At 57.2% G+C, this 20,999-nt stretch carries 20 protein-coding genes; 15 read left to right on the top strand and 5 right to left on the bottom strand.

Annotation, left to right across the window (positions count from 1 at the left end; genetic code table 11):
• Window positions 1-47 precede the first annotated feature (47 nt).
• From AQ1_RS01910 to AQ1_RS01895, 4 genes are all read right to left on the bottom strand, one after another.
• A complete protein-coding gene (locus tag AQ1_RS01910; RefSeq protein ID WP_042083509.1) occupies window positions 48-1,001 on the bottom strand; it encodes an Hsp33 family molecular chaperone HslO in 954 nt (317 codons plus the stop codon).
• Window positions 1,002-1,036: 35 nt separating this feature from the next.
• On the bottom strand, window positions 1,037-1,987 hold the full coding sequence (gene argF, locus AQ1_RS01905; RefSeq protein WP_042083507.1) for an ornithine carbamoyltransferase: 951 nt from the start codon (window positions 1,985-1,987) through the stop codon (window positions 1,037-1,039).
• 25 nt (window positions 1,988-2,012) lie between these two features.
• Window positions 2,013-3,209: an aspartate aminotransferase family protein gene (locus AQ1_RS01900; protein WP_042083505.1), complete on the bottom strand. Its 1,197-nt coding sequence runs from the start codon at window positions 3,207-3,209 to the stop codon at window positions 2,013-2,015.
• A 244-nt stretch (window positions 3,210-3,453) separates the two neighbouring features.
• The gene (locus AQ1_RS01895) at window positions 3,454-4,299 is read right to left on the bottom strand and encodes an ABC transporter permease (protein ID WP_313978414.1); all 846 of its coding nucleotides are present in this window, start codon (window positions 4,297-4,299) and stop codon (window positions 3,454-3,456) included.
• A gap of 316 nt (window positions 4,300-4,615) precedes the next feature.
• On the opposite strand from AQ1_RS01895, the gene AQ1_RS01890 reads away from it, so the two are divergent.
• The 9 genes from AQ1_RS01890 to AQ1_RS01850 all read left to right on the top strand — a co-directional run bounded on the left by AQ1_RS01890 (window position 4,616) and on the right by AQ1_RS01850 (window position 12,488).
• Entirely contained in the window at window positions 4,616-5,026 is a 411-nt protein-coding gene (locus tag AQ1_RS01890; protein WP_042083503.1) for a GcrA family cell cycle regulator, read from the top strand.
• Between the two features lie 138 nt (window positions 5,027-5,164).
• Window positions 5,165-5,647 (top strand): SUF system Fe-S cluster assembly regulator, encoded by a 483-nt coding sequence (locus tag AQ1_RS01885; protein ID WP_313978417.1) that lies wholly within the window; start codon window positions 5,165-5,167, stop codon window positions 5,645-5,647.
• A gap of 67 nt (window positions 5,648-5,714) precedes the next feature.
• Window positions 5,715-7,184, top strand: a complete 1,470-nt coding sequence (gene sufB / locus AQ1_RS01880; protein ID WP_042083500.1) for a Fe-S cluster assembly protein SufB — start codon at window positions 5,715-5,717, stop codon at window positions 7,182-7,184.
• Window positions 7,185-7,269: 85 nt separating this feature from the next.
• Window positions 7,270-8,016, top strand: coding sequence for a Fe-S cluster assembly ATPase SufC (gene sufC, locus AQ1_RS01875; protein WP_042083498.1), 747 nt, complete (start codon window positions 7,270-7,272; stop codon window positions 8,014-8,016).
• Window positions 8,013-9,356 carry a Fe-S cluster assembly protein SufD gene (sufD, locus tag AQ1_RS01870; protein WP_052370761.1) on the top strand — a complete coding sequence of 448 codons (1,344 nt, stop codon included), beginning with the start codon at window positions 8,013-8,015 and terminating at the stop codon, window positions 9,354-9,356. The genes sufC and sufD overlap by 4 nt, the downstream gene beginning before the upstream one ends.
• Window positions 9,353-10,630 (top strand): cysteine desulfurase, encoded by a 1,278-nt coding sequence (locus AQ1_RS01865; protein WP_081837000.1) that lies wholly within the window; start codon window positions 9,353-9,355, stop codon window positions 10,628-10,630. Before sufD ends, AQ1_RS01865 begins: the two co-directional genes overlap by 4 nt.
• The gene (locus AQ1_RS14355) at window positions 10,627-11,166 is read left to right on the top strand and encodes an SUF system Fe-S cluster assembly protein (RefSeq protein ID WP_313978425.1); all 540 of its coding nucleotides are present in this window, start codon (window positions 10,627-10,629) and stop codon (window positions 11,164-11,166) included. Before AQ1_RS01865 ends, AQ1_RS14355 begins: the two co-directional genes overlap by 4 nt.
• 33 nt (window positions 11,167-11,199) lie before the next feature.
• Window positions 11,200-11,541 (top strand): HesB/IscA family protein, encoded by a 342-nt coding sequence (locus AQ1_RS01855; protein ID WP_042083493.1) that lies wholly within the window; start codon window positions 11,200-11,202, stop codon window positions 11,539-11,541.
• A 2-nt stretch (window positions 11,542-11,543) separates the two neighbouring features.
• Window positions 11,544-12,488 carry a hydroxymethylglutaryl-CoA lyase gene (locus AQ1_RS01850; protein WP_462686904.1) on the top strand — a complete coding sequence of 315 codons (945 nt, stop codon included), beginning with the start codon at window positions 11,544-11,546 and terminating at the stop codon, window positions 12,486-12,488.
• Between the two features lie 31 nt (window positions 12,489-12,519).
• Here AQ1_RS01850 and AQ1_RS01845 read toward each other — a convergent pair whose 3' ends face one another.
• Window positions 12,520-13,473 (bottom strand): TraB/GumN family protein, encoded by a 954-nt coding sequence (locus AQ1_RS01845; protein ID WP_042083488.1) that lies wholly within the window; start codon window positions 13,471-13,473, stop codon window positions 12,520-12,522.
• Window positions 13,474-13,771: 298 nt separating this feature from the next.
• Here AQ1_RS01845 and rpmI point away from each other — a divergent pair, with 298 nt between their 5' ends.
• The 6 genes from rpmI (at window position 13,772) to lepA (ending at window position 20,999) form a co-directional block, all read left to right on the top strand.
• Entirely contained in the window at window positions 13,772-13,972 is a 201-nt protein-coding gene (rpmI, locus tag AQ1_RS01840; RefSeq protein ID WP_042083485.1) for a 50S ribosomal protein L35, read from the top strand.
• A gap of 20 nt (window positions 13,973-13,992) precedes the next feature.
• Window positions 13,993-14,358, top strand: a complete 366-nt coding sequence (gene rplT, locus AQ1_RS01835; RefSeq protein ID WP_042083484.1) for a 50S ribosomal protein L20 — start codon at window positions 13,993-13,995, stop codon at window positions 14,356-14,358.
• A gap of 152 nt (window positions 14,359-14,510) precedes the next feature.
• A complete protein-coding gene (pheS, locus tag AQ1_RS01830) occupies window positions 14,511-15,593 on the top strand; it encodes a phenylalanine--tRNA ligase subunit alpha (RefSeq protein WP_042083482.1) in 1,083 nt (360 codons plus the stop codon).
• Window positions 15,590-17,980, top strand: a complete 2,391-nt coding sequence (pheT, locus tag AQ1_RS01825) for a phenylalanine--tRNA ligase subunit beta (RefSeq protein ID WP_042083480.1) — start codon at window positions 15,590-15,592, stop codon at window positions 17,978-17,980. Before pheS ends, pheT begins: the two co-directional genes overlap by 4 nt.
• A 142-nt stretch (window positions 17,981-18,122) precedes the next feature.
• Window positions 18,123-19,124 (top strand): SAM-dependent methyltransferase, encoded by a 1,002-nt coding sequence (locus AQ1_RS01820; RefSeq protein WP_161760379.1) that lies wholly within the window; start codon window positions 18,123-18,125, stop codon window positions 19,122-19,124.
• 72 nt (window positions 19,125-19,196) lie between these two features.
• The gene (gene lepA / locus AQ1_RS01815) at window positions 19,197-20,999 is read left to right on the top strand and encodes a translation elongation factor 4 (RefSeq protein WP_042083535.1); all 1,803 of its coding nucleotides are present in this window, start codon (window positions 19,197-19,199) and stop codon (window positions 20,997-20,999) included.

Raw genomic sequence — 20,999 nt, 5'->3', positions numbered from 1 at the left:
AGCCGTTCTGCTTCAAACCTCGAAGGCGTGCTTAATGGGTCCTGACCCTAAAGCCCAATGTCTTCGGGAGAGAATTCATAATGGCGATTGCAGAACTGGCAATTGGCGGTGATCCGGCCTTCCTCCACCATATCGGCGAGATCGCTGGCGGGAAAGCTTTGCAACACCGATAACAGGCGTTCACGCGAACAGCGGCAGCGATGATCGATATCCGTGGGTTCAAAAACCCGCACCCCATCCTCGTGATAAAGCCGGTATAAAAGCTGATCGAGATCAAGCTGCGGATCGAGCAGTTCGCGGCTTTTCACGCTTTGCATAAGGATCGAGGCCCGCCGCCAGTTTTCCTGCTCATCGCGATCCAGAAGGCGCGGCCCGCCCTCTTCGCCATGGGCCAGATGCTGCACCATGATGCCGCCAGCCCGCCAATGGCCAGAGACCGGATCAAGCCCGCAGGCCAGCCGCAGGGCCGTGGGGGTTTGTTCGGAATTGAGGAAATAGGTGATGGCGCAATCGCTTAAATTATCGCCATCCAGATCGACAATCCCCTGATAACGCTCCATATCCGCGCCCTGATCGATGGTCATGGCCATATAGCCGCCCGATCCGATCAGGCTGCGAAAGGATGCATCGGATCCCAGATCGGCCAAAGCCGCCGCTTTATAATCGGCATAGCCGCGCACATGCCCCGGCGTTTCAAAATCGGCGACCAGAAAATTCACCGCCGCCTGATCCCGGGCTTTCGCCTGAATGGTGACCTTGCCCTCATATTTCAGGATCGATCCCAGCAAACCCGACAGCACCACCAGTTCCCCCACCAGAATGGCCAAAGGCTGGGGATAATCATGGGCGGTGATGATATCATGCACAGCGGTGCCCAGCCGGATGGCTCGGCCCCGTACATTCATGCCCTCGATCTGAAAGGGCTTTACGAGATTATCCAATGAGCCGGATTCAGGCAGGATGATTGGCCGGTTATTCGGCCTTGGTGTCGTTTCGCGCATCAGTTTTCCTGTTCAGCAGCTTGGGGCTGCGGCGATTATCCTCTGGCCAAACACCATGCCAGAATGGCCTTTTGGGCATGCAGCCGGTTTTCCGCCTGGGCCCAAACTACCGATTGCGGGCCATCAATCACCGCATCGGTTACCTCCTCGCCGCGATGGGCGGGCAGGCAATGCATGAAGATGGCATCAGGTGCAGCTTTCGCCAGCAGTTCGCTGGTCACCCGATAAGGCTCGAACGGTGCCAGTTCCTCGGGCGCGCGTTCCTGGCCCATCGAACTCCAGGTATCGGTATAAAGCGCACTGGCGCCCGCTACCGCCTCAATGGGATCATCGCACAGCCCCACATCCGCGCCTTCGGCCAGTGCCGCCTCGATCACCGCAGGATTGGGCTGATGCCCCGGCGGGCAGGCGAGGCGCAGGCGAAAGCCAAAGCGCTGGGCGGCATGGATCAGCGATGATGCCACATTATTGCCATCGCCCAGCCAGGCAACGCTTTGCCCCCGGATTGGGCCTTTCGCTTCTTCGATGGTCAGCATATCGGCCATCAATTGGCAGGGATGGGAATGATCGGTCAGGGCATTGATCACCGGGATCGTCGCATGTTGAGCCATTTCGGTGAGATTGCTGTGCTGATCGGTGCGCAGCACGATGGCATCCCCATAAGCCGATAGCACATGCGCGGTATCGGCAATGCTTTCGCCCCGGCCAAGCTGCAGGCGGCTGCCATCCAGATCGCTGGCCGCCCCGCCAAGCTGGCGCATCGCCACCTCAAAGGAAATACGGGTGCGGGTTGAGGATTTTTGGAAAATCATCAGCAGAATATCCCCCGAAAGGGGGGCATCGCGATCCACGGCCCCGCGCGGCATCCCCCCGCGCCGGGCTTTCATCTGCCGGGCATGATCAAGGATCTGGCGCAGAGTTTGGCTGCCCATCCGATCAAGATCGAGAAAATGCCGCAGTCCGGCGGGGGTAGCAGACGCTGTCATTCTGTATCTCCGTTCTTATCCATCATCATCCGGCCTTTTGGGCCCGGTCGCCAATCATTGCTGAGAGGGTTGTTTCCAGCAATCCGATGGCTTCATCCACCTGCGCCTTTTCAATGATCAAGGGCGGCAAAAGGCGGATCACATTATCGCCCGCCGGGGCCACCAACAGGCCATTTGCAAGGGCTGTGGCCACAGTTTCCCGGGGATCGAGCCCCCGCAGCTTCAGGCCCAGCATCAGCCCCCGGCCCCGAACCAGTTCAACGCTGTTATGGTTTTGTGCGGCAAAATGATCGAGCTGTTCCTTAAGATAGGTACCGATCTCGTTGACATGATCAAGAAAGCCCGGAGCCAAAAGCAGATCAAGCACCGCATTGCCCACCGCCATGGCCAAAGGATTGCCGCCATAGGTGGTGCCATGGCTGCCCGGGGTCATGCCGCTAGCCGCTTTTTCGGTGGCAAGACAGGCCCCAAAGGGAAAGCCGCCGCCAATGCCTTTGGCTGCCGCCACGATATCGGGGGTGATGCCCGCCCATTCAAAGGCAAAAAGCTTGCCGGTGCGGCCCATGCCGCATTGGATTTCATCGCAGATCAGCAATAAATCATGCTGATCGCACAAAGCCCGTAAACCCTGCAAATAGCCATCCGACAAAGGCAGGACCCCGCCTTCGCCCAACACCGGCTCGACCAGAATGGCCGCAGTTTCCGGGCCGATGGCGTGGGCCATGGCCTCCAGATCATCGGGCCGCACCCGATCAAAACCGGGGAGAAGCGGGCCAAAGCCGGTGACCAGCTTTTCCTGACCGGCGGCGGAAATGGCCGCCATCGAACGGCCATGAAACGAGCCTTCAAGGGTGATGATCCGGTTTTTATCCGGCTGGCCCTGATCGTAAAAATATTTGCGCGCGGTTTTGATCGCACATTCGATGGCTTCAACACCGGAATTGACGAAAAAACACTTGTCGGCAAAGCTGTTGGCCACCAGCCGTTCCGCCAGCCGATCCTGATGCGGGATGCGATAAAGATTGGAGGTATGCCAAAGCTTGGCGGCCTGATCCTGCAAAGCCTTTACCAGATGGGGATGGGCGTGGCCAAAGCTCGACACCGCGATCCCGGCATTGAAATCGAGATAGCGTTTGGCATTCACATCATAGATATAAGCGCCTTCACCGCGCTCAAAAGCCACATCCGCCTGCCGATAACATGACATTAAAGCTGAAGTCATCCTGACCCCCTTTGATCGTTCATACACTTTAAGGCCGGGTCATTGGGCTGCGAGACCGGCTTGATCGCTTGTCGTTCATTGATCGTGATGAGATCTTCAAAACAACAGCGCGACCCCCCAAAGGATGGCCGCGCAATGCCGTTTTATCGATCATTCCGTCCTTAGTATCAATGGCCGGGCGGGCCCTGTCAATCGGTTGCCCTTATCCCAAGGGGGCCAGCCATCACATTTCAAACAGCTGCCTTCAGGATTTCAGCCGCCAGCCGGTTTGCAGAACCCGCCACACGATCAGCCACAGGAAAAGATTGATCACCCCCACCACCACCGCGCCGGTGAGAACCGAGCCATCCGCTTCGCCGATGAAGCCATAGCGAAAGCCATCAATGATATAGAAAAAGGGATTGACCGCCAGAAAAGGCTCCAGCCATTGGGCGCCATCGCCCATTTTATCGCGCAGGCGATCAATGGAATAAAAGGTGCCCGAAAGCAGGGTCAGCGGCCCGACGATGAAATTGGTGATCGTTGCCACATGATCGAATTTTTCCGCCCAGATGCCGGTGAGAATCCCCATCAAAGACAGCATGATCGATGCCATCACAGCAAAATAAAGAATCGCCCATGGATGGCTGAACATGATCGCCTTGATCGGCAAAAGGGCAAAACAGGCGATCAGCACCACCCCGATGACCAGCCCCCGCGTCACCCCGCCGGCCACAAAGCCCAAGCTCAGTTCCCCCGGCGACAAGGGGGGCATCAGCACATCCACGATGGTGCCCTGCACCTTGGCGATGATCAAAGATGATGAGGTATTGGCGAAAGAATTCTGCAACAGGGCCATGATGATCAGGCCCGGGGCCAGAAACTGGGTATAGGCAACCGAGGTGGTCACCCGATCAGAACCACCCAGCACCACTGCAAAAATGACAAAGAACAAGATCGCCTGCACCGCCGGGGCGCCGATGGTTTGCATCCACACCTTCAAAAAGCGCCGCACTTCCTTTTCATACAAGGTCCACAAGCCCAGCCCATTGATGCGGCCGATCTTCCGGCTTCCCATCTCTATGGCGGTGGGTTTGCTCTGGCTGCTCACGGGCTGTCTCCATCATGGATTGAAGGTCTCGTTCAAAGGAAAGCAGACATGATATCTGCCGCCCCATGGGGGTTTTTAGCGGATCGATCATCATCAAAAGCACGTTCTACCCACGCGCCCACACATATCCAGCCATGGCCCCCATAGCAAGGGGCCATCATGAGATTGAGAATGGGGAGGTGTGAAAATGGGGGGTGAGGCGGATCGTGGCTTATATGCGCCACTTCTGGCCTTGTGCTGGGGAATGGGGGCCCTATATTGTGCCCCGAAGAAAAGCTGCGACGAAAACCTGTGACGGATAGCATGAGGAAGACCCATGGCCTGGACCGACGAAAAAATCGATCTCTTGAAACGGTTATGGGAAAAAGGCCTGTCGGCCAGCCAGATCGCTGCGGAAATCGGCGATAATGTCACCCGTAATGCGGTGATCGGCAAAGCCCATCGGCTGGGGCTGAAATCACGGCCATCGCCGGTCAAAGCCGATTCGGCAAAAACCCGCAAAGGGGCCGGAAAAGCCGCCAAAAAGGAAAAAAAGAGCAAGATCACCCTGCTCGATCTCACCGAACGCATGTGCAAATGGCCCAGCGGCCATCCCGGTGACGCGGATTTCCAATTTTGCGGCAAGCCTTCGGTGCCCGCCATGCCTTATTGCGAAGCCCATTGCCGCGATGCCTATCAGGCCCAGCAGCCGCGCAAGGATCGCCGCACGCCCCGGGTCCGGCTCTAGGTCTGTTTTAGGGGCCCTCATCAGTCTTCCGCCAAAAGCATTGACAGGCTGTGTTCTCTCTCCCATTTAAAAGATGACAAATATGGTCTGGTTTGATAAGCAAGCCGGGTCGAATGGTTTTTAGATGGGTGCTGCACGATGATCAGATTAACCAATCTGGCCGATTATGCGGTCATTTTGATGGGCGCGCTGGCCCGCCGGGATGGCCGGGTGAATGCCGCCGAACTGGCGGCTGAAACAGGCTTGCCGGTGCCTGCGGTCTCGAAAATTCTGGGCACATTGTCCCGCGCCGGGCTTGCTTTGTCGCATCGGGGGCTGAAGGGCGGGTTTTCCCTTGGCCGCCCGGCGCATGAGATCACCATGGCCGATATTATCGAGGCCGTGGATGGCCCCATTGCGCTGGTTCATTGCATTGAAAATGCCCCCGGCGATTGCGAATATGAGCCGATTTGTACCATGCGCCCCCATTGGCAGATGATCAACAACGCGGTTCGCGATGGGCTGAGCAAGGTGAGCCTTGGCGATATCGCCCATCATCCGATCCCGGCCAATGGTCATCTGCCTGCTGGCTCGCGCGCGCCTTTGCACCATAATCTGGCTTTGGAAGGCACCGACGCCTGAGCGCTTGAGTGCATGGTTTTTAAAGGCTTTTGCTCTTTTTTAGGATTTGAAACAGAAAGACTGCTCCATGGTTGCCACTGCTGAAACCAAAACCCAGATCGACGAACTGACCGGCACCTATAAGCATGGCTGGTCCAGCGATATCGAATCCGATTTCGCCCCCAAAGGGCTGAATGAAGAGGTGATCCGCTTTATTTCCGCGAAAAAGGACGAGCCGCAATGGATGCTGGATTGGCGGCTCAAAGCCTATGCCATGTGGCAAAAAATGGAAGAGCCCGATTGGGCGATGATCAGCCATCCGCCGATCGATTATCAGGACATCTATTTTTATGCCGCGCCCAAGCAAAAGGATGGTCCGAAATCTTTGGATGAGGTCGATCCCGAATTGCTGCGCACTTATGAAAAGCTGGGCATCCCGCTGGCGGAGCAAGAGGTTCTGGCGGGTGTGGAAGGCGCCCCGCGCATTGCGGTGGATGCCGTTTTCGATAGTGTTTCGGTGGCCACCACCTTTAGAAAAGAGCTGGAAAAAGCCGGGGTGATTTTCCTGTCGATTTCCGAAGCTCTGCGCACCTATCCCGAATTGGTGCGTAAATATCTTGGCTCGGTGGTGCCCCAGCGCGATAATTATTTTGCGACCCTGAATTGCGCGGTCTTTTCGGATGGCACCTTTGTTTATATCCCCAAAGGTGTGCGCTGCCCGATGGAGCTGTCCACTTATTTTCGGATCAATGCCGAGAATACCGGCCAATTTGAACGGACGCTGATCATTGCTGATGAAGGCTCTTATGTCAGCTATCTGGAGGGTTGCACCGCCCCCATGCGTGATGAAAATCAGCTTCATGCCGCCGTGGTGGAACTGGTCGCCCTTGATGATGCCGAGATCAAATATTCAACGGTGCAAAATTGGTATCCCGGCGATAAGAACGGCAAGGGCGGGATCTATAATTTCGTGACCAAGCGCGGGGCCTGCCGGGGTAAGCGCTCGAAGATTTCATGGACGCAGGTGGAAACCGGATCGGCGATCACCTGGAAATATCCGAGCTGCATCCTGGAAGGCGATCATTCGGTGGGGGAATTTTATTCGGTGGCGGTGACCAATAATCACCAGCAGGCCGATACCGGCACCAAAATGATCCATATCGGCAATCACACCCGCTCGAAAATCATTTCAAAGGGCATTTCCGCCGGGCAATCCAATAATACCTATCGCGGCCTTGTGCGGGTGATGGGCGGCGCCGAGGATGTGCGCAATTTCACCCAGTGCGATAGCCTGTTGCTGGGGGATCGCTGCGGCGCCCACACCGTTCCTTATATCGAGGTGAAAAATCCCACCGCCCAGATCGAGCATGAAGCCACCACATCGAAAATTTCCGATGATCAGATGTTTTACTGCATGGCCCGGGGCCTTGACGCGGAAGAAGCGGTGGCCATGGTGGTTAACGGTTTTGCCAAGGACGTGATGAAGGAACTGCCCATGGAATTTGCCGTTGAAGCGCAAAAGCTTTTAGGCATCAGCCTTGAAGGCAGCGTGGGTTAAAGCGGCTGATCCCCTCTTTCGGGATCGCCCCAATCGGATCAGACGACCCGGCCAGCGGATCGGGTCCATTAATAAGAGGCACGACGTGACGCATCTTTTGAATATCGAAAATCTGCATGTCGCCATCCAAGGCGAAGAGATACTGAAAGGGTTGAACCTCAAGATCAAAGCCGGTGAGGTTCATGCCATCATGGGCCCCAATGGGGCTGGGAAATCAACGCTCGCCTCAACATTGGCCGGGCGCGAAAGCTTCGAGGTTTTAGAAGGCACCGTGCGCTATCAGGATGAAGATCTGCTGGCGCTGGATGCCCATGAACGGGCGGCCAAAGGCATTTTTCTGGGCTTTCAATATCCCACCGAAATTCCCGGTGTTTCCAATCTCAATTTCCTGCGCACTGCCCTCAATGCCCAGCGTCGCCAGCGGGGCGAGGCGGAGATGGATGGCGGCACTTTCATGAAGCTTGCCCGGGAAAAGGCTCAAAATCTTGGCATTTCGATTGAAATGCTCAAGCGCTTTGTCAATGTCGGCTTTTCGGGCGGTGAGAAAAAGCGCAATGAAATGATGCAGATGGCGGTCCTCAATCCCACGCTGGCGATTTTGGATGAAACCGATTCGGGGCTTGATATCGATGCTCTGAAGGTTGTGTCGGATGGCATCAATGCCCTGCGCAGTGCGGATAAGGCGATCTTGCTCATCACCCATTATCAAAGGCTGCTTGATTATGTGACGCCCGATCATGTGCATGTGCTGGCGGATGGAAAGATCGTCCGCTCGGGCGGGCCGGAACTGGCGCATGAGCTTGAAGAAAAAGGCTATCAGGCGGTGGCATGATGACACAGCATAGTGAATCCCCAAGCGATGTGGCGGCCTTTCACGCCGCCTATGATCATCTGAAGCCGGCCCTGCCGGGTGCGGGCTGGCTGCGCGAATTGCGCCATGTGGCGATGACCCGCTTTCTCAGCCTTGGCCTGCCGGGGCGGCGCGCAGAACAATGGCGCTATGCCGATCTCGGCCCCTTGCGCAAGGGCAGCTTCAGCCCCGTAACCTTGGCGCAGGAAACCGAGCAGGCCCGGATCGATGCGGCGGCGGTGCCCGGCCTCGATGCGCCGCGATTGGTGTTCATCAATGGCCGCTTTCAGCGGGCTTTGAGCCGGATGGAGGGCCTGCCCGCCGATCTTGCGCCCCAAAGCCTGCGCGAGGTGCTGATCACCGGCGGCGGTTCTTTGCGCGATCTGATCACTGATCTGCGCGATGGCGATGCTTTTGATCAGCTCAATACCGCGATGATGAGCGAAGGCGTGGTGATCGATGTGCCCAAGGGATTGAAGGTCGAAACGCCTGTTGAAATCGTTTATCTGGTGGATGATGCCGATGATCGGGCCGCCCATTTACGGGTGGTGGTTCGGCTGGGCGAGGGCGCATCCCTCAAGCTTATTGAAAGCTTCAAGGGCGATGACAGCCGCTTTTTCACCAATCTCATCACCCAAACCACCATCGCCGACGATGCCCATCTCACCCTGATCCGTCGTCAGAATGAAGGGGCCGAAACCGTGCATATCTCGCGCATCTATGCCACTTTGGGGCGCGGGGCGCTGGCTGTGCATCATCTGGCCACCGGAGGGCAAAGCGCCCGCCATGAACTGCGTGCCGATTTCACCACCGAAGGCGGCGATGTGCGTTATCAGGGTATTCAGCTTGCCCGGCCGCATCAAACGCTCGATACCCTCACTTTTCTGGATCATGCGGTGCCTAATTGCACCAGCGATCAGGCCTATCGCGGGGTTTTGGCGGCCCAGGCCGTGGCGTCATTCCAGGGCAAGGTACTGGTGCGCCGGGATGCCCAGAAAACCGATGCCAAACAAAAATCCGATAGCCTGTTGCTGGATCGCTCCGCCACATCGAATGCCAAGCCCGAGCTTGAGATTTATGCCGATGATGTGCAATGCGCCCATGGCTCCACGGTTGGTGAATTGAGCACGGATCAGCTTTTCTATCTGATGGCCCGGGGCCTTTCACCCCTTGAGGCGAAAGCGATGCTGGTGGAAGCCTTCATCGCCGCTTTATGTGATGGCGTTCCTGATGAAGCCGCCCGCAATGCCTTTATAGAAACGGCCCGGGGCTGGCTGCAGAATCTCGATATCCATGATCTCGCACTAAAAGAGGCTTCATGATGGATGATCTCACGACCCCAACAATCGCCCAAAGTGCCGGATCGCAGGCCGCAAGGCCCTTTGATCTTGAGGCCATCCGTGCCGATTTCCCGATCCTGTCTGATCGGATGAATGGCAAGCCTTTGGTGTTTCTCGATAGCGCCGCTTCGGCCCAGAAACCGCAAGGGGTGATCGATGCCCTGCGCCATTTTTATGAACATGGCTATGCCAATGTCCATCGCGGTGTTTATCAACTGAGTCAGGATGCCACCGAAGCCTATGAGACCACGCGGGAAACCGTGCGCGCCTTCATCGGGGCCGAAAGCACGAAGGAAATCATCTTCACCCGGGGCGCCACCGAAGGCATCAATCTGGTGGCCCAAAGCTGGGGGCGGCACAATCTGAAGGTAGGGGATGAGATCATCCTCACCGAGATTGAGCATCATTCCAATATCGTACCATGGCAGATGCTGCGTGATGCCACCGGAATCATCATCAGGGTGGCCCCGGTGGATGAAAGCGGCGCGCTTGATTTCGAGGCCTATCAGGCTCTTTTGAGCGAACGCACGAAACTGGTGGCGATGGTCCATATCTCGAACGCCATCGGCACCGAATTGCCGGTCGCAAAGATGATCGCCGCCGCCCATGATGTGGGGGCTTTGGCGCTGGTGGATGGCTGTCAGGCGGCGCCGCATCGGCCCCTTGATATGCAGACGCTCGATGCCGATTTCTATGTGTTCTCAGGCCACAAGCTTTATGGCCCAACCGGCATTGGCGTGCTTTATGGCAAACGCGCCCTGCTCGAAGCGATGCCCCCCTGGCAGGGCGGCGGCGATATGATCTCGACCGTCAGCTTTGCCAAAACCACATGGAACGATCTGCCCTATAAATTCGAGGCGGGCACCCCCAATATCGCCGGGGGAATCGCTTTGAAAATGGCCATTGATTATGTCTCGGCCCTTGGCTTTGAGGCGATCATGGCTCATGAAGCCGATCTTCTGGCTTATGCCGAAGCGCAATTGGCGCAGTTGAACGATGTGCGGATTCTGGGCGGTGCGCCCCAGCGGGCGGGGATTTTGTCGCTGTTGATGGAGGGCTGCCACCCCCATGACATCGGCACCATTCTGGATCGCGAGGGCATCGCCGTTCGGGCGGGGCATCATTGCGCCCAGCCCGCCATGGATCGGTTCAATGTGCCGGGCACGGCGCGGGCCAGCTTCGGGCTTTATAACAATCGTGCCGATGTGGATGCGTTGATCCGCGGTCTTTTGAAGGTAAAGAGTATTTTCGGATGATGGATGACACTTTCAAACAGCATGAGGGGCCAAAGCCCCTTGATGACAAAGCGCTTGATGTTGATCCCGATAGCCCCGAAGGGGCGGCGGGCAAGGCCGAACGCCCGGTTTGGTCGCATAAGACCGAAGATGGCTATCTGGAGGATTTCCTGAAAGCGGACAGCAAAGCGGATGAGGAGGTGGACGCCCCGGCGACTGAATCTGCCCCCGCCCCGGCCAGCGCTGCAACCGAAGATGGCCTCAAGGAGCGGGTGATCGAGGCCTTGAAAACGATTTTTGATCCGGAAATCCCGGTCAATATTTATGAACTGGGCTTGATCTATGGCGTTGCGGTGGACACATCTCATAATGTGGAGATCACCATGACCCTTACCACGCCCCATTGCCCGGTGGCCGAATCGATGCCCCATGAAGTGGATCGCTGCGTGCGCTCGGTTGAAGGGGTGAATGATGTGGATGTGGATCTGGTCTGGAATCCGCCTTGGGAAATGTCGCGGATGTCGGATGAAGCCCGGCTGGAACTGGGCCTTTTGTGATCGGCCAAACCCGGAAATGACAAGGGACAGGACATGACCGCCCAAACCGCTGAATTTGAAATCACCGAAAAAGCCGCCGCCCATGTGAAGGCGCTGATGGCCCGCCGGGAAACCCCCGCTGCCGGGATCAGGCTTTATACCAAGGCGGCGGGCTGCTCGGGCCTGATGTATCAGGTTGATTATGTGGATGAACCCAATGCCGATGATGCCGTGATCGATGTGGCCGGCGTGCGCTTGTTCATCGATCAGCAATCCCTGCCTTATCTGAAGGGCGCGCGGATGGATTGGAAAGACGACCGCTTTGAAACCGGTTTTGTTTTTGAAAATCCCAATGCCAAAGCCATGTGCGGGTGCGGCGAAAGCTTTATGGTATAAGCGTGCCCAGCCCCGACAACAGGATTGAAATGGTTGAGGTGGGCGCGCGCGATGGCCTGCAAAATGAGCCGCGCATCTTGTCCACCGAACATAAAATCGCCCTGATCGAAAAGATGATCAAAGCCGGATCAAAGCGGATCGAGGTGGCGAGTTTCGTCCATCCCAGGCTGGTGCCGCAAATGGCCGATGCCGAAGCCGTGGTCGCGGGCCTGCCCCCGAAATCCGCCGTGGGGCAGGATGTCACCTATGTGGGGCTGGTGCTCAATAAACGCGGGCTTTTGCGGGCGCTTCAGTGCCGCAATGCCGGCCATGGCATCGATGAAGTGGGCTGCGTGGCGGTGGCCAGTGATGGCTTTGGCGAAAAGAATCAGGGCATGGGCTGGCGGGCTTCGGTGGAAAGCGTGCGCGATATCTGCCGGATGGCGCATCAGGAAAAAATCGGCGTGCAGGCGACCATTTCCGTGGCCTTTGGCGATCCTTTTGATGGCCGGGTGCCGATGGCGCGGGTGATTGAAATCGCCCAAGCCATTGCCGAAGAAAACCCCCGCGAAATTGCCCTGGGCGATACCATCGGCGTGGCCGTGCCCGCGCAGGTGACGGAGCTGTTTGAGCGCGTGGCCGAAGCGGTGCCGGGCATCCCCCTGCGCGCCCATTTTCACAATACCCGCAATACCGGCATTGCTAATGTGTGGGCGGCCATCGGGGCGGGGGTGCGGATCATTGATGCCTCATTGGGGGGATTGGGGGGCTGCCCCTTTGCCCCCCGGGCTACCGGCAATGTGGCGACCGAAGATGTGGTTTATCTTTTGCAGCAATCCGGGCTCGAGAGCGGCCTTGATCTTGATGAGCTGATCCATGCCGCCCATTGGCTGGAACAGATCATGGAAAAGCCGCTGCCCTCGATGCTGGCGCGGGCGGGCGGCTTTCCCCAAGCGCAAAGCGCCTGATCATGGCACCTATGACGCTGGCAGGCGTGGATCAATAGCGATCCACCTGATGGCCTTTGTCCTGCAACAGATCGATCACGCTTTGCGTGCCCACCAGATGGCCCGCCCCCACCGCCACGAGATGGGTGCCCGGCTGATCAAGCAAAGCTTCAATCGCGGGCAGCCAGTTGCGGTTTCTGGAATAGAGCAGCTTGTCTGCCAGTTCGGGGTTTTCTTCCAGCCCATCGGTCATCAGCGTGTTGAGGCTGTCCAGATCGGCGGTGAGCCAGGCGTCTTTCAAACGCTCGAAATAGCCTTCCAGATCATCGATCTGATCCAGCCCTTCACGGATGAAGGCGGCTTGGGCCTCATCCGATAAATCGGCAAACAGGCGCAATTGATCTTCGGGTTGTTCAAGGCCCACAATCTCGATCTCGCGCTGGGTGGCGATCTGCCCCAAAAGATGATCAACCCCGAATTGCGGCATGAAGCCCGCCTGCATGGCCGAAACCACGGTGATCTGCAACCCCGCCATCCAGGGCTTCAGGCGATCCATGGCTTGCGTTGGGATGCCGCGCTTTTGAAAGGCAGCGGCCAGCCGGGTATAGCTTTCTTCCGGCAGATGATTGGACAGCTGATCATCGGGGCCATAAAACCCCAAAGATTGCACAAGGCTTTGCATTTTGGGTGAGGCCATATCCTGGGGCGTCAGTTCAAGGGTCAGCGATGTGGCTTCATTGATGATATCGGTGATCGTCTCGCTTTGCCATGGGGTGTCGGCCTTCAAAAGATGAATGGTGCCCAGAAAATAGACCGTGCTGTCGTCATCGGCCATCGTCCAGATTGCCGGGGCGTGCGGCACCTGGTCTTGAGCCTGGGCTTGGGCTGTGGCCATAGACAAGGCGACAAAGGCCAGAACGCCGGTGGCGATGCGGGCAAGGCGCTTCAATGAATTTTGGGGTGAAAAGCCATCGGCCAAAGCCGAGAGCGACCGGATGATCTGCATGGGTATCTCCATAGGATCGGGGAAAATCCCTTTTAACGCGAAAACACCTTTGTTGCCTAGAGCGATTTCGAGCGGAGTGGAATCACGACGCGGCAAGGTTTTCGCGGTCAAACAAATATTAGATGTCGGGATGATCAGAGAAAATGAAAGCGCATCTCTTGCACTTTCGAGATACAGGCTGTATAGGCCGTGTCTTCGATATAAAGGATGGGTGGTCCGGCTTTGTGAGGGCATGCCGTGGCGACCCGAAAACAGCACAGGATGCGAGCCTTCGCATCACGTCTGAAAGGAGTGCAAAATGCCCAAGATGAAAACGAAGAGCGGCGCCAAAAAGCGCTTCAAACTCACCGCCAATGGCCATGTGAAAGCAGGCCAGGCCGGCAAGCGCCATGGGATGATCAAGCGCAGCAATAAGCAGATTCGCAATCTGCGCGGCACCGATACCTTGTCGGATGCCGATGCAAAGATCGTCAAGAAATTCATGCCCTACGCTGGTTAAGCGGACGAAGGAGAAGCATTATGGCTCGTGTCAAACGCGGCGTTACCACCCACGCCCGCCACAAAAAAGTTATCGATCAGGCAGCCGGTTTTCGCGGCCGCCGCAAAAATACTTTCCGCACGGCAACGCAGGCTGTGGAAAAATCGCTGCAATATGCCTATCGTGATCGCCGCACCAAAAAGCGCAATTTCCGCGCTTTGTGGATTCAGCGCATCAATGCGGGCGTGCGGGCCTATGGCCTCACCTATGGCCGCTTCATGCATGGCCTGAAGCTTGCCGGGATCGAGCTTGATCGCAAGGTTTTATCCGATCTTGCCATCCGCGAAGCCGATGCCTTTAAGGCTTTGGTCGATCAGGCCGAGGCAGCCCTTAAAAAGGCAGCGTGAACCGGTCTTAGGACCCGATCTTTTACGCCGTCATCAAGGGGCTTCCCGGCCGGGAAGCCCCTTTTGCCGTTTGCGCCTTTATGGCGTATAAGCGGTCGCGGGTTCCTTCAGCGCGAAAAGCCCCCTTTATCAAGCATCAAGCGAGCATCCTTATGAACGAGCAGTTGGAAAGCAGCCTTTTGGCCGAGATCGAAAGCGCCGCATCAAGCGATGCCCTTGAGGCCGTGCGGGTGAAGGCTTTGGGGAAAAAAGGCCTCATAACCCTTGAGATGAAAAAGCTGGGCACCATGTCGCCCGATGATCGGCGGGCAGCGGGACCGGCGCTCAATCATCTGAAAAACAAGATTGCCGATGCCATCGCTCTGCGCAAAACCGCCCTTGAGGAGGCCGCCATCAATCAAAGGCTGGCCGCCGAGGGATGGGATATGACCCTGCCCATCAGCCCCCGGGCACAGGGGCGGATTCATCCCATCACGCAGGTTCTTGATGAATTGTCGGAAGTCTTTGCCGATCTGGGCTTTGCCGTCGCCGAAGGCCCGCATATCGAGGATGATTTCCATAATTTTACGGCGCTCAATATCCCCGAGCATCACCCCGCCCGACAGATGCACGATACCTTTTACATGCGCCCTGATGACGCCGGTGTGCGCAAGGTGCTGCGAACCCACACGAGCCCGGTGCAGATTCGCACGATGCTGGAGCAAAAACCGCCCATCCGCATCATCGCCCCGGGCCGCACCTTTCGCTCGGATTCTGATGCCACCCACACCCCGATGTTTCATCAGGTGGAAGGCCTGGTGATCGACCGGGATATTCATATGGGCCATCTGAAGGGCTGCCTTGAAGCCTGGCTCAGTGCCTTTTTCGAGGTGGATCGCGTGATCATGCGCTTTCGCCCCAGCTATTTTCCCTTCACCGAACCTTCGGCGGAGGTGGATATCAATTGTGCCTGGCGCGATGGCGAATTGATTGTGGGCGAAGGGGATGATTGGCTCGAAGTTCTGGGCTGCGGCATGGTCAATGCCCGGGTGCTCAGCGCCTGCGGGCTTGATCCCACAGTGTATCAGGGCTTTGCCTTTGGGGCAGGGCTTGATCGGCTGGCCATGCTGAAATATGGGATGACCGATCTTCGGCCCTTTTTCGAGGGCGATAGCCGCTGGCTCGATCATTATGGCTTCGCGCCGCTGGACGTGCCGACCCTTGCCGGTGGACTTTCAAAAGGGCTTGCAAAATGAAATTTACTTATTCGTGGCTGAAGCAGCATCTGGACACCGATGCCAGCCTGGAAACCATCGCCGACACCCTCACCCGCATCGGGCTGGAGGTTGAATCCATCGATGATCCCCGGGTGGCGCTGGCCCCTTTCAAAGTGGCCCATGTGATTTCGGCCGAACCCCATCCCGATGCTGACCGCCTGCGTGTGTGCAAGGTGGATACCGGTGCCGGGATCATTCAGGTGGTCTGTGGTGCGCCCAATGCCAAAGCCGGGATGAAAGGTGTTTTTGCGCCGCCGGGCTCTTATGTGCCGGGGATCGATCTGACCTTGAAGCCCACGAAAATCCGTGGCGTGGAAAGCGCGGGCATGCTGTGTTCGGAACGGGAAATGATGCTGTCCGATGAGCATGACGGGATCATCGAACTGGCCTCCGATGCCCCCATCGGTGCGTCTTTTGCGGAAATCGCCGGGCTCGATGATCCGGTGATCGAAATCGCCATCACCCCCAATCGCCCCGATGCTTTGGGGGTTGCAGGGATCGCCCGCGATCTGGCAGCGGCCGGTTTGGGGCGGGTGATCACCCCCGCCATCGACGTGATCGAGGGCGATTATCCCTGCCCCATCGCCATCGAGATCGATGCGGTGGAGGCCTGCCCGGTCTTTGCCGGGCGGCTGATCCGGGGCGTGCGCAATGGCCAAAGCCCGCAATGGCTGCAAAACAGGCTAAAGGCCATCGGCTTGCGGCCGATTTCGGTGCTTGTTGATATCACCAATTATATCACATTTGATCGCGCCCGGCCCCTTCATGTTTATGATGCGGCGAAAATCGGCGCGCCCGTGCGCGTTCGTTTGGCTCAACCCGGCGAAAACGTGGCAGCCCTTGATGGCCAAAGCTATGAAACGCAGGGCGGCGAGTGCCTCATCGCTGATGAGAATGGCCCCTTGGGCTTTGGCGGGGTGATCGGCGGATCGGCATCGGGCGTTTCGGATGAAACTGTTGATGTGCTGGTTGAAGCTGCATGGTTCGAGCCGGTTGGGATCGCCCGCACCGGGCGGTTGCATGGCCTTGAATCGGATGCCCGCTATCGCTTTGAACGCGGGGTTGATCCCACATCAGTGCGCTGGGGCCTTGATCTTGCGACCAGAATGATCCTCGATCTGGCAGGCGGCAGCCCAAGCACGGTGGTGATGGCGGGTCATCCTCCCGCAGCCCATAAAGCCGTGTGCTTTGATCCCCAACGGGTGGCTTCTTTGGGGGGATTGGATGTGCCCAGAACGCGATCGCGCGAGATTTTGGACCGGCTTGGTTTTAGCTGGCGCGATGAAACGGATGGCGTGGTCATCGATGTGCCGGAATGGCGCCCCGATATCGATGGCGAAGCCGATCTGGTGGAAGAAATTTTGCGCATCGAAGGCTATGACAAGGTCCCCTCCACAAGCCTGCCACGCCTGGTCGATGTAGCGCGACCAACCCTCAATCTTGCGCAGACACGGGCGGGGGCGGTCAAGCGCCGTTTGGCCCATGAAGGGCTGTTTGAAGCGGTTACATGGTCGTTCATGGAAAGCCGGATCGGGCGGATTTTTGGTGGGTCGGATCGGCTTTTGCTGGAAAATCCGATCTCGTCCGAGCTTGATATGATGCGCCCGTCCATTCTTCCTAATCTGATGCAGGCGGCAGCGAAAAACCGCGATCGCGGGGTTGAGCAGATCGCTTTGTTTGAGGTTGGCCCCGATTATCAGGGCTTGGAGCCAAAGGATCAGCGGCTGGTGGCCGCCAGCCTGCGGGCGGGCCAAAGCGGGCCGCGCCATTGGCGCACCAAGGCGGGCCCGGTGGATGCCTATGATGCCAAGGCCGATGCCCTGGCCGCTCTGGAAGCGGCGGGGGCCCCGGTGGATAATCTGCAGGTTTTTGGCGAGGCGCCGGATTGGTATCATCCCGGCCGTTCGGGCACCTTGCGTTTGGGGCCAAAGCGGATATTGGCGGCTTTTGGCGAGGTTCATCCCCGCATTCTTTTAGCGCTCGATCTGAAAGGCCCGATGGTGGGCATGGAAGTGTTTCTGGATGAAATCCCGCAGCCCAAGGCCAAATCGGGCCGCGCCCGTCCGGCTTTGCAGCGCTCGAACCTGCCTGTTGTCTCCCGCGATTTCGCTTTCCTGCTCCCACGTGAAATGCCTGTGGCCAATCTTGTGCGGGCGGCGCGCACCGCCGATAAGGTCCATATCACCGGCATTGATGTTTTCGATATTTATGAGGGCAAGGGGATCGAGCCCGATCAGAAATCGGTGGCCATCGCTGCCCGGTTGCAACCCCTTGAAAAAACCTTCACAGACGCGGATATTGAAATCATCGCTGGCAAGATCATCATGGCCGTGGAAAAAGCAACCGGGGGCATCCTTCGTCGCTAAGAAAGTCCTAACTATTTTCCATGATGATAGTGGGTATAATGCTGTCACGCCCAAGGACAGGCAGATGTAGCAATCAGAACGGGAAAGCGGCAGGTTCTTATTCAAAATGGCGACAGCCGGGCAAAACAAGGCGGTACGATCCGTGCCGTTCAAAATATGGCTGAAAGCTTGGTGGGAAGGTTATGATCCTGTCGAGTTCGCAAACTATCTGGATAAAAAGCGCGCCGCTGCTGCCCCGTCGCCACCCGCGCCTGCGGCAGAAGCCGAGCCCAAATCCCCCCCCCGGGACGCGCCATCCGATGTCACTCCCGATGATCTGGAGCTTCCCTTTGATCCCTGGGATGCCAATCGGGTCGAGATAGCCCAATATATCTGGGGCGAAGGCTATTGCGGGCCGGGTGGCCCCGAACATATCATTTCCATGTGCAAGCTTTTGGCGCTTTCGCCGGAAATGAGCCTGCTTGAAATCGGGGCCAATCTGGGCGGTCCGGCGCGCACGCTGGCCGATAAATATGGCACCTGGGTCACGGGCTATGAAACATCCGAGCGGCTGGTGAAGCTGGCCAATGAAAAATCACTGATGGCGGGTCTCGCCAAAAAAGCCGATGTCAGACATTATTCAACTGGTTCCACGGAAGGGTTCGGCCGCCATTTCGATCGGGCTTTGGCCAAGGAAAGCCTGTTTACCATCGAAAACAAAGCCAATATTCTGGGTCTTGTGGAAGAACATCTCAAACCATCGGGCCTGTTTTTGATCACCGATTTCGTGCTGGGGTCCGATCAGGTCTCGGGCAAGGAAAGCTTCCGCACCTGGCGCGACAAAGAATCGGAAAAACGCCGCCCCTATATGGTGACAGCGCAGGAACTGGCAGGGCTGGTGAAAAAGGCGCGGTTCAATGTGCGGGTGAATGAAGATGTATCGGCCACCTATATCGATCTGATCAATCGGGCATGGGCAGGTGCCGATAAGGTGGCGGCGCAATTAGCCCGAAAAGAAGATAGCGAAGATCTGTTGAAGGCGCTTTTGAAGGAAGCCGAATTCTGGTCGAACCGCGCCCGGATGCTGGAAAGCGGCGATCTGCGGCTGTGGCGCATTCTGGCCAGCAAGCGATCTGAAAAGCCATCGATGCTATCGGATTGGTGACATCGCACAAATCGTCTCCCTGATGATGATCGCACCTTGGCGCGGCAGGCGATGGGCGCTATATCACGCTTCATGACAAAACTTCAAAATATCCGAAATTTCGCCATCATCGCCCATATCGATCATGGAAAATCCACCCTTGCTGATCGCTTGATTCAGGAATGCGGGGGATTGACGAGCCGCGAAATGAAAGAACAGGTGCTCGATTCCATGGATATCGAGCGCGAACGTGGGATCACCATCAAGGCGCAGACCGTGCGTTTGGAATATCGCGCCCGGGATGGCGAAACCTATATCCTCAATCTGATGGATACGCCCGGCCATGTGGATTTCGCTTATGAAGTCTCGCGCTCCTTGAAAGCCTGCGAAGGATCGCTTCTGGTGGTGGATGCAAGCCAGGGCGTGGAAGCGCAAACTCTGGCCAATGTTTATCAGGCCATCGAGGTGGATCATGAAGTGGTCCCGGTTTTGAACAAGATCGATCTGCCTGCGGCTGAGCCCGAACGGGTGCGCAGCCAGATCGAGGATGTGATCGGCATCGATGCCTCGGAGGCGATTTCCGTTTCCGCAAAAACCGGTGAGGGGGTGGTGGATGTACTGGAAGCGCTGGTGCATCGCCTGCCCGCCCCCAAAGGGGATATAGCAAAGCCCCTGAAAGCGCTTTTGGTGGATAGCTGGTATGATCCCTATCTTGGGGTTGTGGTGCTGGTCCGGGTCATCGATGGCCAGATGAAAAAAGGCATGATGATGCAGATGATGGCCACCGGGGCCGAGCATCCGGTGGATCGCGTGGGGATTTTCAGCCCAAAGAAAACTCCGGTGGAAAGCTTAGGCCCGGGCGAGATCGGCTTTATCACGGCCGGCATCAAGGAAGTGGCCGATACCAATGTGGGCGACACCATAACGGAAGCGAAACGGCCGTGCGAAAAGGCACTCCCCGGCTTTAAGCCATCACAATCTGTGGTTTTTTGCGGGCTTTTTCCTGCCGATGCTGCCGATTTCGAGCATCTGCGCGAGAGCCTTCATAAATTGCGCTTGAATGATGCCAGCTTTGAATTCGAGGCGGAAAGCTCGGCCGCTTTGGGCTTTGGTTTTCGCTGCGGATTTCTGGGGATGCTGCATCTGGAAATCATTCAGGAACGGCTTTATCGCGAATTCAATCTCGATCTCATCACCACCAGCCCCTCGGTGGTTTACAAGATCCATAAAACCGATGGCAGCCTGATCGAATTGCATAATCCCGCCGATATGCCCGAGGCCGTCCGAGTCGATCATATCGAGGAACCCTGGATTGAAGCCACCATCATGCTTCCTGATGAGCATTTAGGGGCGGTTTTGAAATTATGTGAAGATCGCCGGGGCATCCAGAAACAGCTCACCTATGCCGGGGCTCGCGCCATGCTGATCTATGAATTGCCCCTTAATGAAGTGGTTTATGATTTCTATGATCGGCTGAAATCCGTGAGCCGTGGCTATGCCAGCTTTGATTATCATATGAAGGAATATCGCCGCAGCGATCTGGTGAAGCTGTCGATTCTTGTTAATGCCGAGCCGGTGGATGCACTCGCTATGCTGGTCCATCGCAGTCAGGCGGAAAGCCGGGGGCGGGGCCTGTGCGAACGGTTGAAGGATCTGATCCCCCGGCAGATGTTCAAGATTCCCATTCAGGCGGCCATTGGCGGCAAGGTGGTGGCGCGGGAAACCATTTCCGCCCTGCGCAAGGATGTTACGGCGAAATGTTATGGGGGCGATGTTTCGCGCAAGCGCAAGTTGCTGGAAAAACAAAAGGCCGGAAAAAAGCGCATGCGCACCTATGGCAAGGTGGAAATCCCCCACGATGCCTTTATTGCCGCTCTCAAGATGGGCGATTCCTGA

This window comes from Iodidimonas nitroreducens (assembly GCA_000710935.1).
Lineage (GTDB): Bacteria > Pseudomonadota > Alphaproteobacteria > Sphingomonadales > Rhodothalassiaceae > Iodidimonas > Iodidimonas nitroreducens.
Note: the sequence above shows the minus strand (reverse complement) of the source record. Positions and strands in the feature narration are given on the sequence as shown.

Coding starts and splice junctions, on each gene's coding strand:
- pheT (WP_042083480.1), top strand. CDS start 15,590: ATGAAATTTACTTATTCGTGGCTGAAGCAGCATCTGGACACCGATGCC.
- AQ1_RS01890 (WP_042083503.1), top strand. CDS start 4,616: ATGGCCTGGACCGACGAAAAAATCGATCTCTTGAAACGGTTATGGGAA.
- AQ1_RS01900 (WP_042083505.1), bottom strand. CDS start 3,209: ATGACTTCAGCTTTAATGTCATGTTATCGGCAGGCGGATGTGGCTTTT.
- pheS (WP_042083482.1), top strand. CDS start 14,511: ATGAACGAGCAGTTGGAAAGCAGCCTTTTGGCCGAGATCGAAAGCGCC.
- AQ1_RS14355 (WP_313978425.1), top strand. CDS start 10,627: ATGATGGATGACACTTTCAAACAGCATGAGGGGCCAAAGCCCCTTGAT.
- AQ1_RS01865 (WP_081837000.1), top strand. CDS start 9,353: ATGATGGATGATCTCACGACCCCAACAATCGCCCAAAGTGCCGGATCG.
- sufD (WP_052370761.1), top strand. CDS start 8,013: ATGATGACACAGCATAGTGAATCCCCAAGCGATGTGGCGGCCTTTCAC.
- AQ1_RS01910 (WP_042083509.1), bottom strand. CDS start 1,001: ATGCGCGAAACGACACCAAGGCCGAATAACCGGCCAATCATCCTGCCT.
- AQ1_RS01845 (WP_042083488.1), bottom strand. CDS start 13,473: ATGCAGATCATCCGGTCGCTCTCGGCTTTGGCCGATGGCTTTTCACCC.
- argF (WP_042083507.1), bottom strand. CDS start 1,987: ATGACAGCGTCTGCTACCCCCGCCGGACTGCGGCATTTTCTCGATCTT.
- AQ1_RS01855 (WP_042083493.1), top strand. CDS start 11,200: ATGACCGCCCAAACCGCTGAATTTGAAATCACCGAAAAAGCCGCCGCC.
- AQ1_RS01885 (WP_313978417.1), top strand. CDS start 5,165: ATGATCAGATTAACCAATCTGGCCGATTATGCGGTCATTTTGATGGGC.
- sufB (WP_042083500.1), top strand. CDS start 5,715: ATGGTTGCCACTGCTGAAACCAAAACCCAGATCGACGAACTGACCGGC.
- lepA (WP_042083535.1), top strand. CDS start 19,197: ATGACAAAACTTCAAAATATCCGAAATTTCGCCATCATCGCCCATATC.
- rpmI (WP_042083485.1), top strand. CDS start 13,772: ATGCCCAAGATGAAAACGAAGAGCGGCGCCAAAAAGCGCTTCAAACTC.
- rplT (WP_042083484.1), top strand. CDS start 13,993: ATGGCTCGTGTCAAACGCGGCGTTACCACCCACGCCCGCCACAAAAAA.